Origin of the sequence: Streptomyces sp. GbtcB7 (genome assembly GCF_019091445.1) — a bacterium.
GTDB classification, from domain to species: Bacteria; Actinomycetota; Actinomycetes; order Streptomycetales; family Streptomycetaceae; genus Streptomyces; species Streptomyces mirabilis.
In genome coordinates this window covers 328,606-344,574 of record NZ_JAGXJM010000002.1, presented here as the reverse complement: position 1 = coordinate 344,574, position 15,969 = coordinate 328,606, and the positions used below count along the sequence as shown (strand labels likewise).

At 70.5% G+C, this 15,969-nt stretch carries 12 protein-coding genes; 5 read left to right on the top strand and 7 right to left on the bottom strand.

Annotated features, from left to right (window positions below; all coding sequences use genetic code 11):
• Positions 1-5: 5 nt before the first annotated feature.
• The gene (locus KVT44_RS04395; RefSeq protein WP_217566163.1) at positions 6-1,697 is read right to left on the bottom strand and encodes an AMP-binding protein; all 1,692 of its coding nucleotides are present in this window, start codon (positions 1,695-1,697) and stop codon (positions 6-8) included.
• A gap of 186 nt (positions 1,698-1,883) precedes the next feature.
• On the opposite strand from KVT44_RS04395, the gene KVT44_RS04390 reads away from it, so the two are divergent.
• Both KVT44_RS04390 and KVT44_RS04385 read left to right on the top strand, forming a co-directional pair.
• Positions 1,884-3,200, top strand: a complete 1,317-nt coding sequence (locus tag KVT44_RS04390; protein WP_217566162.1) for an acyl-CoA dehydrogenase family protein — start codon at positions 1,884-1,886, stop codon at positions 3,198-3,200.
• A gap of 22 nt (positions 3,201-3,222) precedes the next feature.
• Positions 3,223-3,621: a RidA family protein gene (locus KVT44_RS04385; protein ID WP_217566161.1), complete on the top strand. Its 399-nt coding sequence runs from the start codon at positions 3,223-3,225 to the stop codon at positions 3,619-3,621.
• Between the two features lie 37 nt (positions 3,622-3,658).
• Here the strand turns inward: KVT44_RS04385 and KVT44_RS04380 are convergent, their stop codons facing one another.
• Positions 3,659-3,853 (bottom strand): DUF5999 family protein, encoded by a 195-nt coding sequence (locus tag KVT44_RS04380; protein WP_054234032.1) that lies wholly within the window; start codon positions 3,851-3,853, stop codon positions 3,659-3,661.
• 273 nt (positions 3,854-4,126) lie between these two features.
• On the opposite strand from KVT44_RS04380, the gene KVT44_RS04375 reads away from it, so the two are divergent.
• The gene (locus KVT44_RS04375) at positions 4,127-4,573 is read left to right on the top strand and encodes a DUF6299 family protein (protein WP_217566160.1); all 447 of its coding nucleotides are present in this window, start codon (positions 4,127-4,129) and stop codon (positions 4,571-4,573) included.
• Between the two features lie 95 nt (positions 4,574-4,668).
• On the opposite strand, the gene KVT44_RS04370 is transcribed toward KVT44_RS04375, so the two are convergent.
• From KVT44_RS04370 to KVT44_RS04360, 3 genes are all read right to left on the bottom strand, one after another.
• Positions 4,669-6,198 (bottom strand): UDP-N-acetylglucosamine 1-carboxyvinyltransferase, encoded by a 1,530-nt coding sequence (locus KVT44_RS04370; RefSeq protein WP_054234030.1) that lies wholly within the window; start codon positions 6,196-6,198, stop codon positions 4,669-4,671.
• 125 nt (positions 6,199-6,323) lie between these two features.
• On the bottom strand, positions 6,324-6,524 hold the full coding sequence (locus tag KVT44_RS04365) for a DUF4236 domain-containing protein (protein ID WP_217566159.1): 201 nt from the start codon (positions 6,522-6,524) through the stop codon (positions 6,324-6,326).
• A gap of 118 nt (positions 6,525-6,642) precedes the next feature.
• Positions 6,643-7,503 carry a helix-turn-helix transcriptional regulator gene (locus tag KVT44_RS04360; protein WP_190174541.1) on the bottom strand — a complete coding sequence of 287 codons (861 nt, stop codon included), beginning with the start codon at positions 7,501-7,503 and terminating at the stop codon, positions 6,643-6,645.
• Between the two features lie 185 nt (positions 7,504-7,688).
• On the opposite strand from KVT44_RS04360, the gene KVT44_RS04355 reads away from it, so the two are divergent.
• Positions 7,689-8,186: a GNAT family N-acetyltransferase gene (locus tag KVT44_RS04355; protein ID WP_217566266.1), complete on the top strand. Its 498-nt coding sequence runs from the start codon at positions 7,689-7,691 to the stop codon at positions 8,184-8,186.
• A gap of 214 nt (positions 8,187-8,400) precedes the next feature.
• Positions 8,401-11,115 (top strand): aconitate hydratase AcnA, encoded by a 2,715-nt coding sequence (acnA, locus tag KVT44_RS04350; protein WP_099925344.1) that lies wholly within the window; start codon positions 8,401-8,403, stop codon positions 11,113-11,115.
• A 78-nt stretch (positions 11,116-11,193) separates the two neighbouring features.
• On the opposite strand, the gene KVT44_RS04345 is transcribed toward acnA, so the two are convergent.
• Together KVT44_RS04345 and KVT44_RS04340 are read right to left on the bottom strand one after the other, a co-directional pair.
• Positions 11,194-12,195: a response regulator transcription factor gene (locus KVT44_RS04345; RefSeq protein WP_190174539.1), complete on the bottom strand. Its 1,002-nt coding sequence runs from the start codon at positions 12,193-12,195 to the stop codon at positions 11,194-11,196.
• 58 nt (positions 12,196-12,253) lie between these two features.
• Positions 12,254-15,916, bottom strand: a complete 3,663-nt coding sequence (locus KVT44_RS04340; protein ID WP_217566157.1) for a S8 family serine peptidase — start codon at positions 15,914-15,916, stop codon at positions 12,254-12,256.
• Between the last annotated feature and the right edge of the window lie 53 nt (positions 15,917-15,969).

Below are 15,969 nucleotides of genomic sequence, written 5' to 3'. Positions count from 1 at the left end.
GAAGATCACTTGGGACCGCCGCCGGTGGACAACTCACCCTCCGGTGCGGGCGGCGACGGGCTCTCCCCGCTCGCCGGCGGAGCGTCCGCGCGCAGCCGGAAGCGTTGCAGCTTTCCGGTCGCCGTGCGCGGCAGCGAGTCCAGGAAGACGAACTCGCGGGGGCACTTGTACGGCGCCAGCTCGGACTTGAGGAAGGCGCGCAGCGCCTCGGCGTCCCTGCGTGCCCCCTCTCTGAGGACCGCGTACGCCACCACCACCTGCCCGCGCGCCTCGTCGGGCCGCCCCACGACCGCCGTCTCGACCACGTCCGGGTGGCGCAGCAGGGCGTCCTCGACCTCGGGCCCGGCGATGTTGTACCCCGCCGAGACGATCATGTCGTCGGCGCGGGCGACATAGCGGAAGTAGCCGTCGGGGTCGCGCACATAGGTGTCGCCGGTGATGTTCCAGCCGCCGCGCACGTACTCCCGCTGCCGTGGGTCGGTGAGATAGCGGCAGCCCACCGGGCCGCGCACCGCGAGCAGTCCGGGCTCGCCGTCCGGCACCGGCGTCCCCTCGGCGTCGACCACGCGCGCCTGCCAGCCCGGTACGGGGACGCCCGTCGTCCCGGGGCGGATGTGCTCGTCGGCCGCGGAGATGAAGATGTGCAGCAGCTCGGTGGCGCCGATGCCGTTGATGATGCGCAGTCCGGTGCGGCTGTGCCAGGCCCGCCAGGTCGCGGCGGGCAGGTTCTCGCCCGCGGACACACAGCGCCGCAGCGAGCTCGTGTCGTGCTCGTCCAGCTCCGCCAGCTCCGCCAGCATCGCCCGGTAGGCGGTCGGTGCGGTGAACAGCACCGAGACGCGGTGCTCGGTGATCGCGGGCAACAGCTGCTTGGGGCCCGCCTGTTCGAGCAGCAGGGAGCAGGCGCCGGCGCGCATCGGGAAGACGACGAGGCCGCCGAGCCCGAAGGTGAAGCCCAGCGGGGGACTGCCGGTGAAGACGTCGTCCTCGCGCGGCCGCAGCACATGCTTCGAGAAGGTGTCCGCTATGGCCAGCACATCGCGGTGGAAGTGCACACAGCCCTTGGGGCGGCCGGTGGTGCCGGAGGTGAACGCGATCAGCGCGACGTCGTCGGCGGCCGTGTCGACCGCCGTGAACGGCTCGTCCGGGGCGCCCGTGATGCGCAGCAGCAGGTCGTCGGGTGCGTCCCCGCCGTACGTCGTGATCCGCAGCCCCGGGATCTCCGCCTTCGCCAGGTCGTCGACCGACCGTACGTCGCACAGCGCGTGGGTGACGTGGGCGATGGCGCACATGGTGGTCAGCTCGTGCGGGCGCTGCTGGGCGAGCACCGTGACGGCGACCCCGCCCGCCTTCAGGACCGCCAGCCAGCACGCGGCGAGCCAGGGTGTGGTGGGCCCGCGCAGCAGCACCCGGTTGCCGGGCACGACGCCCAGTTCGGTGGTCAGGACGTGGGCGATCCGGTCCACCCGGGCGAGGAGGTGCCCGTATGTCCACAGGTCGCCGGACGGCGTGCGGAAGGCGGGGCGCTGCGGTGGCTTGTCGCCGAGGAGTTCGGCGGCGCAGTTCAGCCGTTCGGGGTAGTGCAGCTCGGGCAGGTCGAAGGGGAGTTCGGGCCACTGCTCGGGGGGCGGGAGGTGGTCGCGGGCGAAGGTGTCGACGTGGGCCGAGGTCGTCGGCTCCAGGGTGTCGCCGTCCATGGAGGTTCGCCCCCTTGTGGTGGTGGGCTCGCAGCGCTCAGCTCGTGACTCTCGGTGTTCTCGGTGCTCAGCTCTCGGTGCTCTCGGCTCGCGTCTCGCACAAGGAGCGTATCGTGTTGGTGACGACAGTCAACGTCTCGCGATAGCCTGGGATCCCGCAGTCCGACGGCGGAGAGGGAACCGGCAATGACCGCATTCTCGCTCGATCCGGCACAGACCGCCTGGTGTGCCGAGCTGCGCGCGCTGGCCGAGGAGCGGTTGCGCCCGCTGGCGGAGAAGGGCGAGCCGGGTCACGTCAACCGCGCTCTTCTCGCCGAGTTGGGCCGGCTCGGGCTGCTCGCCCGCCTGTTCACCTCGGGCGCGCTCGATCTGTGCCTGATGCGGGAGTCCTTGGCGCAGGGTTGCACCGAGGCCGAGACGGCGCTCGCCCTGCAGGGCCTCGGTGCGCATCCGGTGCACGCGTACGGCACCCGGGCGCAGCGCGAGCGCTGGCTGCCCCGGGTCGCGGACGGCAGTGCGGTGGCCGCGTTCGCGCTCAGCGAGCCGGGCGCGGGCTCGGACGCGGCGGCGCTGGCGCTCCGCGCGGACCGGGACGCCGCACGGGCGCCCACTTCCGCAGCGGCGCCCGGCGAAGCCGCGCCCGCGGCCCGCGGGGCCTCATCCGAGACCTCTGGAGCGGCGCCCGGGGTCCCCAGAGCCGTGCCCGCGGGCCCCGGTTCCTCGCCCGCGGGCCCCGGGCCGTCCGTCGTCGAAGCGCAGGAGTCGCCCGTCGCCGAGCGTGACGGCTGGGGGAGCTGGCGGCTCAGTGGGGAGAAGTGCTGGATCTCCAACGCGCCCGAGGCCGACTTCTACACCGTCTTCGCGAGGACCACCCCGGGCGCCGGAGCCCGTGGCGTCACCGCCTTCCTGGTACCCGCCGACCGGCCGGGCCTCACCGGCACCCCGCTCGACATGCTCTCCCCGCACCCCATCGGCGCCCTCGCCTTCGACGCCGTACCGGTGACGGCGGACGACGTGCTCGGCGAGCCCGACCGCGGTTTCCGGGTCGCGATGCACACCCTCAACCTCTTCCGCCCGAGCGTGGGCGCCTTTGCGGTCGGCATGGCGGAGGCGGCCCTCGCGGCGACGCTCACGCACACGGCCGGGCGTGAGGCGTTCGGCGGCAGGCTGAAGGACCTGCAGACGGTGGCTCACCAGGTCGCCGAGATGGCGCTGCGGACGGAGGCGGCCCGCCTGATGGTCTACGCGGCGGCGGCGGCGTACGACGAAGGGGCCCCGGACGTGCCCCGGCGCGCGGCGATGGCGAAGCTGCTGGCGACCGAGACGGCCCAGTACGTGGTCGACGCGGCCGTCCAACTGCACGGCGCCCGTGCCCTGCGTCGCGGCCATCTCCTCGAACACCTCTACCGGGAGGTCCGCGCGCCCCGTATCTACGAAGGCGCCAGCGAGGTGCAGCGGGCGGTCATCGCCAAGGAGCTGTATGCGTCGGTGGAGGCCCCGTGAGCGTCGAGAGCCTGGAGGTTCAGTGAGCACCGAGCGCGTCAACCCGCCCGAGCTCTCCCCGCCCACCGGCTTCTCGCACGCCGTCGTCGCCACCGGCACCCGCGTGGTCTTCCTGGCGGGCCAGACCGCGCTGGACACGGACGGGAAGGTGGTCGGCGAGAGCCTCCCGGAGCAGTTCGAGAAGGCGCTGACCAATCTACTGACGGCGTTGCGGGCCGCGGGCGGCACCCCGGCCGACCTCGCACGGGTCACGGTCTATGCCACCGATGTCGCGGACTACCGTGCGCGGGCCCCCGAACTCGGCCGCGTCTGGCGGCGGTTGGCGGGACGGGACTATCCCGCGATGGCCGTCGTCGGCGCCGCCCGCCTCTGGGACGAACAGGCCCTGGTCGAACTCGACGGTTTCGCGGTGCTGCCGTAGCACCCCGCCCCCGGAACCCCCGGAACCCCCGGAGGGACTAGGCGGCGACGGCCAGCCGCTCGGCGAACACCCGGTGCGGAGCGACCACGCTGCCGTCGGGGAGCAGTTCACCGCTGTCGTCGAAGACGATCGCGCCGTTGCACAGCAGGCTCCAGCCCTGCTCGGGGTGGGCCGACACGATGTGCGGAGCCTTGGAGTCCGCGGACGGGCACAGAGTTTGGTGGGAACACATGACGCACCTCCACGTCGGATGCGAGGAGTGTCGACGGCGCTGTCGCCGCCTCGCATACGTAAGACCATGCTCCCGTGGCGAACTCATCGGAACCGCCGGTCGAGAAGCGTGACAACACGCGGACAACTCTCGAACGTTCCCATGACGCACGGCCTCGACCCGAGACGGACCGGTCCCGCCGCATACCGGACTCGCCACCAAAGGGGTGAGGATCACCGCCTCGGGCCCGCGCGCCCGGTACCTGTGGAGCCCCCACGTTCCAGGAGGTACCTCATGCCCTTGCGCCAGGTCTTCGGCGCGGCCACCGGCGCCGTGCTCCTGCTGCTGTTCGCCCCGTCCGCCGTCGCCGTGTCCGTCGGCGCCCTGTCGGACCCGTCCGAGACGGTCACCGTCGACCCGACCGGTCACCTCGCCGCCGACGGAACCGTCACCCTTTCCGGCACCTACCGCTGTCTGAGAGGTACGGGGCCGGTGCTCGTCTCCTCGTCGGTGTCGCAGGGCGACACCCGGATCCGCTACGGCATCGGCGGCAGCGCGGCGGTCTGCGACGGCGCGGAGCACCGCTGGACCAACTCGGAGAAGCGCACACCCGGCACCCTCGCACCGGGCGCCGCCCATGTCGAGGCCACCCTGATGGAACTGAGCCCGGCTCTGGGAGGTCTGCCGCTGCCGCTGTTCCACGCGCTGCAACAGCAGGACGTCACCCTCATGGAGGGCTGAGCCGGCACGCGGGCGGGACCGGACGGCACCCGGCGGGCTCGCCGGAGGACGACGCGAAGTCGTCCTCCGGTGAGCCCCACCACCTTCCGGTCGTCCTAGATGTCCCGGAACGTCTCGATCTGTGCTCCGATCGAGTTGAGCCGCTCGGCCAGGTCCTCGTAGCCGCGGTTGATGACGTACACATTGCGCAGCACGGACGTGCCGTCGGCCGCCATCATCGCCAGCAGCACGACCACGGCCGGGCGCAGCGCGGGCGGGCACATCATCTCGGCGGCGCGCCAGCGGGTCGGGCCCTCGACCAGCACGCGGTGCGGGTCGAGGAGCTGCAGCCGACCGCCGAGGCGGTTGAGGTCGGTCAGATAGATGGCCCGGTTGTCGTAGACCCAGTCGTGGATGAGGGTCTTGCCCTGTGCGGAGGCCGCGATGGCCGCGAAGAACGGCACGTTGTCGATGTTCAGGCCCGGGAACGGCATCGGGTGGATCTTGTCGATCGGCGCCTCCAGCTTGGAGGGCCGTACGGTCAGGTCCACCAGCCGCGTACGGCCGTTGTCGGCGAAGTACTCCGGCGTGCGGTCGTGGTCGAGGCCCATCTCCTCCAGTACCGCGAGCTCGATCTCCAGGAACTCGATCGGCACCCGGCGTACCGTCAGCTCCGACTCGGTGACCACCGCGGCGGCGAGCAGGCTCATCGCCTCGACCGGGTCCTCGGAGGGCGAGTAGTCCACGTCCACGTCGATGTTCGGCACGCCGTGCACGGTGAGCGTGGTCGTGCCGACGCCCTCCACCCGTACGCCGAGTGCCTCCAGGAAGAAGCACAGGTCCTGGACCATGTAGTTGGAGGAGGCGTTGCGGATGACGGTCACGCCGTCGTGGCGGGCGGCGGCGAGCAGCGCGTTCTCGGTGACGGTGTCCCCGCGCTCGGTCAGCACGATGGGCCGGCCGGGGGAGACGGCCCGGTCGACCTGGGCGTGGTAGAGCCCCTCGGTGGCGGCGATGTCGAGCCCGAACCGACGCAGCGCGATCATGTGCGGCTCGATGGTCCTGGTGCCGAGGTCGCAACCGCCCGCGTACGGCAGCCTGAAGGTGTCCATACGGTGCAGCAGCGGGCCGAGGAACATGATGATCGACCGCGTCCGGCGGGCGGCCTCGGCGTCGATCGCCTCCATGTCCAGCTCGCTCGGGGGCACGATCTCGAGGTCGACCCCGTCGTTGATCCAGCGGGTGCGGACGCCGATCGAGCCGAGCACCTCCAGAAGGCGGTAGACCTCTTCGATCCGGGCCACCCGGCGCAGCACCGTGCGCCCCTTGTTCAGGAGCGTCGCGCACAGCAGTGCGACGCACGCGTTCTTACTGGTCTTGACATCGATCGAGCCGGACAGACGACGTCCGCCGACCACGCGCAGATGCATCGGACCCGCGTAGCCCAGAGAGACGATCTCGCTGTCCAGGGCTTCACCGATTCGGGCGATCATCTCAAGGCTGATGTTTTGGTTGCCGCGCTCGATGCGATTGACGGCGCTCTGACTTGTGCCGAGTGCCTCGGCGAGCTGCGACTGTGTCCAGCCCCGGTGTTGCCGGGCGTCACGGATGAGCTTGCCGATGCGTACGAGGTAGTCGTCTGCCATGGCGCGACCGTATATCTGATGTGAGATAAAGAGAAACGGAGCGCACCCGTCCGGGTAGTGGGCTACAGCACACCGCACCCGCAGGGGAGTTCGGGTGCGGGGCCGTGGCGGCACGGCGAATTCGGTCAGCGCTCGTCCCGCCGACGCGTCGTGCGCCGCCAGCCGAACGGGCCCGGCAGGTCCATCGAGGTCGTCCGGCGTCCGGTGCTGCTGCGGGTGTGGTGCGGCCCGTGCCGGCCGCCCGTGGTGATCGACCACGAGCGCCGGTTGATGTTCAGCCGCACCCAGGGAAGGATGCGGAAGCTCTTGCGGAACGTGAGAGGCATGGTTGGTCCCCCTTGGGGCAGTTCGCGGCATTCCTGTCGTTTCGCGGCGCCGACTGCGGCGCGTCCCGTTCCCAGTACCCCGAAGCGGGCGATGGTTGCCTGTGAACTCCCTGCGCTTTCAGCCTCGTTCGGCCGCCCCGCGCTCCGCGAGCGTCTGGGTGCCGATGACCCCGAGGAGGGCGACCTGTTCGGCGTCCCGCGTTCCCGGCTCGGCCGTGTAGAGCATGATCCGCAGGTCGCTGCCCGCGACGCCGAGTACGTCGCAGTCGAGCGTCAGGGGACCCAGCTGCGGATGGTCGATGGTCTTGCGTGAGGCCTCGTGGTGGCCCACGGCCTCGGACTCCCACAGCTCGGCGAACCGGTCGCTGTTCGCGCGCAACTCCTCGACCAGGCGCCGCAGCCGCTGGTCGGCCGGATACCGGCGCGCGGTCGCGCGCAGGTCGGCGACGATGGTGGTCTCGAACTCGCGTCGGGCCTTGGGGGTGTGGCGGACGTGGGTGCCCGGGCCCACGAGGTTGCGCCACACCGCGTTGCGCTCGTTGCCGCGCCACCCGGACGGGTCACCCATCAGGGCCGCGTACAGCGGGTTGGCCAGCAGCAGGTTCCACGCCGCGTCGAAGACCGCGACGGGCGTTCCGGTCAGCCGGTCCAGCATCCGGTGCACGCCGGGGGTGATGTGGGCGGGCACGGTGCCGCGTCCCGGCGGGACCAGTCCGGCGAGATGGAAGAGGTGTTCGCGCTCGGCGCCGGACAGTCGCAGCGCCCGGCCGAGCGCCTCGACGATCTGCTCCGAGGGGTTGCTCGCCCGGCCCTGTTCGAGACGGGTGACATAGTCGACCGAGATCCCGGCCAGCAGGGCCAGCTCCTCGCGGCGCAGTCCGGCCGCGCGCCGGTGCCCGCCGACGGGGAGCCCGGCCGCCTCGGGGGAGACCCGGTCCCGCCAGCGCCGGACCGTCCGTCCGAACTCCGTACTCGCCATGCCCCCACTGTGCACCGGTCCGCCCCGCCCGTGCCTGGTACTGGCAGTGCCAGGCACGGTCGGGCAGACCCGTGACCGCCCGCCTCGCCCCGCCCCGCCCCGAGTACGGGGTTCCTCGCCCCGAGCGCGGTGTGCCCCGCCCCGGGCGCCGTCGATAGGGTGTCGCCGTGCCCGCGTATCCGCCGATGCCGTCACGCCTTAAGACCGCCCGGCTGACGCTGCGGCCGTGGTCCGACTCCGATGCCGAGGGTCACAGCGCGCTCTTCGCGGAACGGGGCGACGGGCCGCTCCCGGTCGAACGGAGCCGCGAGATCATCGCGGCCCAGCTCGCCGCGGCGGCGTCGACCGGCATCGCTCTGCTGCCCGTCGACCGCCGCGACACGGGCGCCTTCATCGGCTACTGCGGGCTCCTCGTCGGCCGCGCCTCCCTCGACGAACCCGAGATCGCGTACGAGTTGTTCCGGAGCGCGCACGGGCACGGCTATGCGACCGAGGCGGCCTCCGCGGTGCTCGCCGCCGCGAGCACGACCGGGCGCGGGCGGGTCTGGGCGACCGTGCGCACCTGGAACGCCCCGTCGTTCCGCGTCCTCGAAAAGCTCGGGTTCGAACGCGACCACGTCTCGGCCGACCACCGCGGCGAGCTGGTGTGGCTCACGCGCGCGCTGCCGCGGCGGAGTGCCTGACGGCAGGTCGACAGCATGCCGGGCATGACCCGGGGGCGCCCATGTACTAGAGTTATCTCGACATCGAGATATCTGCCGAGGTGCACCGCAGCCGCACGTTGTCATCGGGTCTGACGGTAAGGCTTACCTAACTTAGCCTTACCTTAGCGGATCGGCCAAGACGTCGTGGCGGCAGGATGCGGTGGGAACGCGCACATCAATGAAGGAGACTGTCGTGTCGGCGAACAGCTTCGACGCCCGCAGCACGCTGCAGGTGGGCGACGAGTCGTACGAGATCTTCCGGCTGGACAAGGTGGAAGGCTCGGCTCGCCTTCCGTACAGCCTGAAGGTGCTGCTGGAGAACCTGCTCCGCACCGAGGACGGCGCGAACATCACCGCCGACCACATCCGGTCCATCGGCAACTGGGACTCCCAGGCGCAGCCCAGCCAGGAGATCCAGTTCACGCCCGCCCGCGTGATCATGCAGGACTTCACCGGCGTGCCCTGTGTCGTCGACCTCGCCACCATGCGTGAGGCCGTCAAGGAGCTCGGCGGCGACCCGGCGAAGATCAACCCGCTGGCCCCGGCCGAGCTGGTCATCGACCACTCCGTCATCGCCGACAAGTTCGGCACCAACGACGCGTTCGCGCAGAACGTCGAGCTGGAGTACGGCCGCAACAAGGAGCGCTACCAGTTCCTGCGCTGGGGTCAGACCGCCTTCGACGAGTTCAAGGTCGTCCCGCCGGGCACCGGCATCGTCCACCAGGTGAACATCGAGCACCTGGCGCGCACGGTCATGGTCCGTAACGGCCAGGCGTACCCCGACACCCTCGTCGGCACCGACTCGCACACCACCATGGTCAACGGCCTCGGTGTGCTCGGCTGGGGCGTCGGCGGCATCGAGGCCGAGGCCGCGATGCTCGGCCAGCCGGTCTCCATGCTCATCCCGCGCGTCGTCGGCTTCAAGCTGACCGGTGAGCTCACCCCCGGCACCACCGCCACCGACCTGGTGCTCACGATCACCGAGATGCTGCGCAAGCACGGCGTCGTCGGCAAGTTCGTCGAGTTCTACGGCGAGGGCGTCGCCGCCACCTCGCTGGCCAACCGCGCCACCATCGGCAACATGTCGCCGGAGTTCGGCTCGACGGCCGCGATCTTCCCGATCGACGCAGAAACGATCAAGTACCTCAAGCTGACCGGCCGCAGCGAGCAGCAGCTCGCGCTCGTCGAGGCGTACGCCAAGGAGCAGGGCCTCTGGCTCGACCCGGCCGCCGAGCCCGACTTCTCCGAGAAGCTGGAGCTGGACCTCTCGACGGTCGTCCCGTCGATCGCCGGCCCGAAGCGCCCGCAGGACCGGATCGTCCTGGCCAACGCCGCGCAGCAGTTCGCGCAGGACGTGCGCAACTACGTCGACGAGGACGACGAGGCGGGCAAGGAGTCCTTCCCGGCCTCCGACTCCCCGGCCACCACCAACGGCGTACCGACCCGTCCGACCACGGTCACCGCCCCCGACGGCTCGACCTACGAGATCGACCACGGCGCGGTGACGGTCGCGGCCATCACCTCCTGCACCAACACCTCGAACCCGTACGTCATGGTCGCCGCCGCGCTGGTGGCCAAGAAGGCGGTCGAGAAGGGCCTGACCCGCAAGCCGTGGGTCAAGACCACCCTCGCCCCGGGCTCCAAGGTCGTCACCGACTACTTCGACAAGGCGGGGCTCACCCCCTACCTCGACAAGGTCGGCTTCAACCTCGTCGGCTACGGCTGCACCACCTGCATCGGCAACTCCGGCCCGCTGCCGGAGGAGGTCTCCAAGGCGGTCAACGAGCACGACCTGGCCGTGACCTCGGTGCTGTCGGGCAACCGCAACTTCGAGGGCCGCATCAACCCCGACGTCAAGATGAACTACCTGGCCTCCCCGCCGCTGGTCGTCGCGTACGCGCTCGCGGGCTCCATGAAGGTGGACATCACCAAGGACGCGCTGGGCATCGACCAGGACGGCAAGCCGGTCTACCTGGCCGACATCTGGCCCTCCGAGGCCGAGGTCAACGACGTCGTGGCGAACGCCATCGGCGAGGACATGTTCAACAAGTCCTACAAGGACGTCTTCGCGGGCGACGCCCAGTGGCAGGCGCTGCCGATCCCGACCGGCAACACCTTCGAGTGGGACCCGCAGTCCACCTACGTCCGCAAGCCCCCGTACTTCGAGGGCATGGCGCACGAGCCGTCCCCGGTCACCGACATCGCCGGTGCCCGTGTGCTCGCCAAGCTGGGCGACTCGGTGACGACGGACCACATCTCACCCGCCGGCGCCATCAAGGCCGACACCCCGGCCGGCAAGTACCTCACCGAGCACGGTGTGGAGCGTCGTGACTTCAACTCCTACGGCTCGCGCCGAGGCAACCACGAGGTCATGATCCGCGGCACGTTCGCCAACATCCGCCTGCGCAACCAGATCGCGCCGGGCACCGAGGGCGGCTACACCCGCGACTTCACCGTCGAGGGCGCGCCCGTCGCGTTCATCTACGACGCCTCGCGCAACTACATCGAGCAGGGCACCCCGCTGGTCATCCTGGCCGGCAAGGAGTACGGCTCCGGCTCGTCCCGCGACTGGGCCGCCAAGGGCACCGCGCTCCTCGGCGTCAAGGCCGTCATCGCCGAGTCGTACGAGCGCATCCACCGCTCGAACCTCATCGGCATGGGCGTCCTGCCGCTCCAGTTCCCGGAGGGCGCCACCGCCGAGACCCTCGGCCTCACCGGCGAGGAGACCTTCTCCTTCACCGGCGTCGAGGAGCTCAACAACGGCACCACCCCGCGCACGGTGAAGGTCACCACCGACACCGGCGTCGAGTTCGACGCGGTCGTCCGCATCGACACCCCCGGCGAGGCGGACTACTACCGCAACGGCGGCATCATGCAGTACGTGCTGCGCAACCTGATCCGCAAGTAGGCGATCCGGTACGGCGGCCGGGCCGCACTCCTCTTCGGAGGGGTGCGGCCCTTCGCATGCGACGGCACGTCCGCACGCCTACACCCAGCCGCGCTGAGCCGCCCGCATCCCCAGCTGGAAACGGCTCGCCGCGCCCAGCCGCTCCTGCAGATCGCTCACCCGGCGGCGCAGTGTCCGCAGGCTCACCCCCAGGTGACGGGCGACCGCCTCGTCCTTCATCCCGGCGGCCAGCAGCCGGGTCAACGTCCGCTCGTCCTCGGTGAGTTCACCGTCGGAGACCGGCTGGCCGAGCGGGGTCGCCTGCTGCCAGGCCAGCTCGAAGAGCTTCTGCAAGGCCTCGGTGACCGCCGAGTGCCACACCACGACGGCACAGTAGCCGCCGGCCGCGGAGGCGGTCAGCGGCAGCAGCGCCCGGCATCCGTCGACCACCAGCAGCTTGAGCGGCACGATCGGCAACACCCGGGCCTGCTCGCCGAGTTCGACCATACTCAGGGCGCGGGACAGGACCTTCGGATCCTCCAGGCCGGTCGCCGCGTAGATCCCCCGAGAGACGATTCCGCGGCTGAGCAGATCGGCCTGGAGATCCACCTGCGGAGCGGGCGGGGCGAGATACGGCGGTGTGTCGAAAAGGCACACCTCGTGCTCCGCGCGCGCGTACATCTCCTCCAGGCGTGCCGCGATGGCGCCCTCGCCGGAGGCCACCTCGACCAGCCGGGACGGCTCCTCGCGAAGCAGCCCCGCCTCGTACGCGGTCGCCATCTCCTCGGCGGTGGCCGCCAGCAGTTCGGACTCCGTCTCGCGCCGCCGGATCAGCGCGCGGATCGCCACCCGGGGGTCGACCGCCCGTAACCCGCCCATGGAGTCCGGTGGTTGCAGCAGCCCGAGCGTGAGCAGCCGGTTGCAGGCCTCGCGGACCCGGGCCGGGGAGGCACCGGTCAGCAGCGCCCAGCCGGCCGCGCCGGCGTCGGGCTGGTTGAGGATTGCCTGGTACAACAGCTCGTCGAACGCGGAGACCCCCACCGCGGCCCAGGGGCTCGCGGCAGGGGTCTCCCTTGCCGTGTCGTATGCCGTGTTCACCATGGCCCGGCACGGTAGACGATCTTTGTTAAGAATTTTCGCAACGTTTGGCTGCGGTCGTCTACTTCAGGCCGAACGCCCGTACGACCGTCTGGTCGACGATGTTGCCGTCCCGGTCGCCGGCCCGTACGCGCAGCGACACGAACCGGGCGTCCTTCTTCGGGTGCTTCAGCTCCGCCTTGCCGTGCTTGACCTTCACTTCCTTCCACGAGGTGCCGTCGTCGTACGAGACCCAGGCCTTCAGGGAACTGGCGGTGACGCCGCCCGACTGGTTCCGGACGGAGAGGCCGAGCTTCGACGTGTGTCCGGCCTCAGCACTGTTGAGAAGGTTGAGCCCGGCCGCGTCGTAGTCGACCGAGAGCAGCCCGAGCGCCGTCTGCTGGTCCGTGTGCGCCGAGGCGAAGGACCATTCGGTGTGGGTGGCGGTGGAGTACGCCGCCCAGTCGGCCGTGCGCTGCGTGCCGACCACGAGGCGGTACGAGGACTTCGCCGCCGGCGCGGTGAACGTGCCGTAGCCGCCGAGTGCGGTGTCGCCGATCAGTTGCCCGTCCGCGTACAGCTTGCCCTTCGCGGTGTCCAGGACGTTGTCCACGGATCCGTAGTGGCCCGGTGTCGCATCGCTCAACTCCGGGATGCGGAAGGTGAGTTTGTCACCGGTGCGCTGGGAGAGGCCGTACTGCTGGGCGGTCGCCGGGCGGACGACCTGGCCCAGCCAGTCCTCGGCGGGCTGCTTGCCCGCCTTGTCGAAGGTCCGCACGAGACCCCACTGAGGCTGGCTCGCCTTCCAGTTGGGATAGACGGCGTGCCAGATCCGGGTGTCGGAGACGTTGTAGTACTCGGTGCGCTCCGTGCCGAGCTGCACGTTGTTGGTGGTCGCGATGTCGGCCGACTGCCAGGGGCGGTACCGGTACACGGCGTCCTTGCCGACATCACCGGCCCGGGCCCCGTGGTAGCGAACCGTCTGCTTCACCGTGTTGGAGCTGTTCAGGTTGTACGTCTGGTTGGCCGAGACGGCCCCCACCTGCGGGAACATCACGTTGTACACGTACGGACTGACCGGAGTGCCGGCCAGCTTCAGCTTGACCTTCTTCCCGCTCTTCAGCAGGGCGCCGAGCTTCGCGCCGTCCTCGCCGGTGGCGAGCATCAGCGGGATGGTCATGCTCTGCACGGAGCCGAGCCAGTACCCGGGCGTCTCCTTGTAGGCGAGGACGTAACCGGCCCCGGCCGCGGTCGCGTTGGTCAGTGCCTCGTCCGCCGTCTTACCGGCGCCCACGTGGACGACCGCCACCTTGCCCTTGACGTCGAGTCCCTTGAAGTCGGCCGCGGTTCCGGCGCCCGCGTCCACCGCTCGTACCGTGTGATCACCGCTGACCTTCACGGGGAGGCCGCTGTACGTCTGCGCGTAGTCGAGGGGAAGCGCGTACTTCTCCGGGCCGGTGACGCTCGCCGTCAGCTCCTTGGCGTACAGACGGAACTTCGAGGAGAACTCGAACATACCCTGGGTGACCTTCTCGGTGGGCGCCACATAGACGTGGTCGGTCCACCAGCCCTGGCTGTAGGTCACCCCGAAGCCAGTGCCCGGGCCTTCCCGGTGCCAGGTGGTGCTGAAGCCCCGGAACTCGGAGTCCTCCTTGGTCTTCGGCTTGATCTCGACCGCCTTGCGGGCGTCGAGGACGACCTCGGTGTCCTTGTCGACCTTGATCTCCGGATCACCGACGATCGAGGTGCTCACCTCCAGTCCGGCCGCGTCCCGCTGGGAGATCCAGGACGCCGTGGAGTACGTACCGGCCGGCACCTTGAAGGTGTAGCCCTGGCCGATGAACCCGTAGGTGTCCGGGTACGCGCCGTTCAGCTCCTGCAGCATGAAGAGCGACGCGGACGTGGACGGCTTGCCGTCGCGGCCCAGCAGCGACACCTTCAGGTCGTAGGTCTTCGGCAGCTTCTCGAAGCCGACGGCGGTGGTGACGAGGACACCGTCGGCGCTCGCGGTGATGTGGCCCGTGTACCGGCCCGTCGCCTCCTTAGCCGGGTCGACCGTGACCGCGACGGTGGCGGTGCCCTTCGCCGGGACGGTGACCGTGTCCGCGTTCAGTGTGGCGTCGCGAAGTGACGAGGACACCTTCAACTCCACTGCTTTGTCCGTGGTGTTGGTGTACGTGATGTCCTTGTCGGCGGCCTCGGTGTCGGTCTCCTCGTACTTGCCGAAGCTCAGCGTCGGCGTCGCGAAGACGCCCTGGTTGACGGACCGTACGGCGTCGACCCGGCCGTCGCCCTGCTCGAAGACGTCGGCGTCCGGCATGGTCTTCGCCGTGGTCGCCAGCGCCTGCTTGATCTGCTGGCCCGTCCAGTCGGGGTGGGCCTGGGCGACCAGCGCCGCGGCGCCCGCGACATGCGGGGTGGCCATCGACGTACCGCTCGCCGTCGTGTAGTAGTCGTCGACCGGCGTACCACCAGGCATGCTGGTGCCCGCGGCGCGGGCCGCGGTGATGGCCACGCCGGGCGCGGTGATCTCCGGCTTGACCGCGTAGTCACCGGCGCGCGGACCGCGGCTGGAGAACGAGGCCAGCTTGTCGGACTTGTCCACGGCGCCCACTGTCAGCGCGGAGTCGGCGATGCCCGGGGTGCCGACGGTCTGCTCGGACGGGCCGGAGTTGCCCGCCGCGATCACGAAGAGGGTGCCGGTGGACGCGGACAGTTCGTCGACGGTCTGGCTGAGTATGTCGGAGGGGCCCGACGCCGTGCCGCCCAGCGACATCGACACGATCTTCGCGCCGGAGTGTGCCGCCCAGTCCATGCCCGCGATGATCCAGGAGTCCTGGCCGTGTCCGGTGTCGTCGAGGACCTTGCCCACGGCCAGTTCCGCGCCCGGCGCCACGCCCTTGTAGCGGCCGCCCGAGGCCGCGCCCGATCCGACGATGGTGGAGGCCACGTGCGTTCCGTGGCCGAATCCGTCCTGCACCCCCTCGTCGGGCACGAAGCTCTGGGACTCCGCGATCTTGCCCGCGAGGTCGGGGTGTCCGGTGTCCACGCCGGTGTCCAGGACGGCGACCTTGATGCCCTTGCCGTCGTAGCCCGACTTCCACACCTCGGGTGCGCCGATCTGCGGCACGCTGACGTCGAGGGACGCCTGTACCTTGCCGTCGAGCCAGATCTTGTCGATGCCCTCGCCGAGTTGCTTGGCGGCCTCGGTGGTCGGTTCGGTGCCGAGAGCGGGGGCGATGTCGGCCCAGAAGGAGGTCGACTTCTTCGCGCTCAGCGCGGCCCCGTCGATCGCGGGCAGCTTGAGCGTCCGGCGTGCGCCGTCGGGGGTCGCGCTGCCGCTCTTGTACGTCGCGATCACCGGGGTGGTGCCGGTCTTCGCGTCCGTGTATCCCTGCTTCACCAGCTGGGTGACGTTGAACAGGGCCGGGTCGAGACGGCCCGCCTTCACCAGCGGGATCGCGTCCGCCGGCAGGACACTGACCTCGCCGTCGCGCTCGCTCGACAGGAAGGTGGCGGCCTCACGGCCCTTGCCGCGCTGGATGTCGACGGCATATTTTCCGTCCGGTCCGGCGGTGAGCGACACGGTGTCGCCGGTGATGAGGGTGACGGTCCGGGTGGTGCCCTGCGCCGTGCCCGGTGGGGTGTCGGGCGAGGGTGCCGGGGCCGCTGCCGAGGGTGCGACCGCTCCCGCGAGCAGAGCGGCGGCGCCTGTCATGGCCCAGAGGGCGTGGAGTCTTCGCATCTGTGGGCTTTCCTTCCCTTGAGAGACCTGGTGAGGTCTGGACCACTGTGCGG

Coding starts and splice junctions, on each gene's coding strand:
- KVT44_RS04340 (WP_217566157.1), bottom strand. CDS start 15,916: ATGCGAAGACTCCACGCCCTCTGGGCCATGACAGGCGCCGCCGCTCTG.
- KVT44_RS04380 (WP_054234032.1), bottom strand. CDS start 3,853: ATGTGTTCCCACCAAACTCTGTGCCCGTCCGCGGACTCCAAGGCTCCG.
- KVT44_RS04370 (WP_054234030.1), bottom strand. CDS start 6,198: ATGGCAGACGACTACCTCGTACGCATCGGCAAGCTCATCCGTGACGCC.
- KVT44_RS04375 (WP_217566160.1), top strand. CDS start 4,127: ATGCCCTTGCGCCAGGTCTTCGGCGCGGCCACCGGCGCCGTGCTCCTG.
- KVT44_RS04365 (WP_217566159.1), bottom strand. CDS start 6,524: ATGCCTCTCACGTTCCGCAAGAGCTTCCGCATCCTTCCCTGGGTGCGG.
- KVT44_RS04395 (WP_217566163.1), bottom strand. CDS start 1,697: ATGGACGGCGACACCCTGGAGCCGACGACCTCGGCCCACGTCGACACC.
- KVT44_RS04355 (WP_217566266.1), top strand. CDS start 7,689: ATGCCGTCACGCCTTAAGACCGCCCGGCTGACGCTGCGGCCGTGGTCC.
- KVT44_RS04390 (WP_217566162.1), top strand. CDS start 1,884: ATGACCGCATTCTCGCTCGATCCGGCACAGACCGCCTGGTGTGCCGAG.
- KVT44_RS04345 (WP_190174539.1), bottom strand. CDS start 12,195: ATGGTGAACACGGCATACGACACGGCAAGGGAGACCCCTGCCGCGAGC.
- KVT44_RS04360 (WP_190174541.1), bottom strand. CDS start 7,503: ATGGCGAGTACGGAGTTCGGACGGACGGTCCGGCGCTGGCGGGACCGG.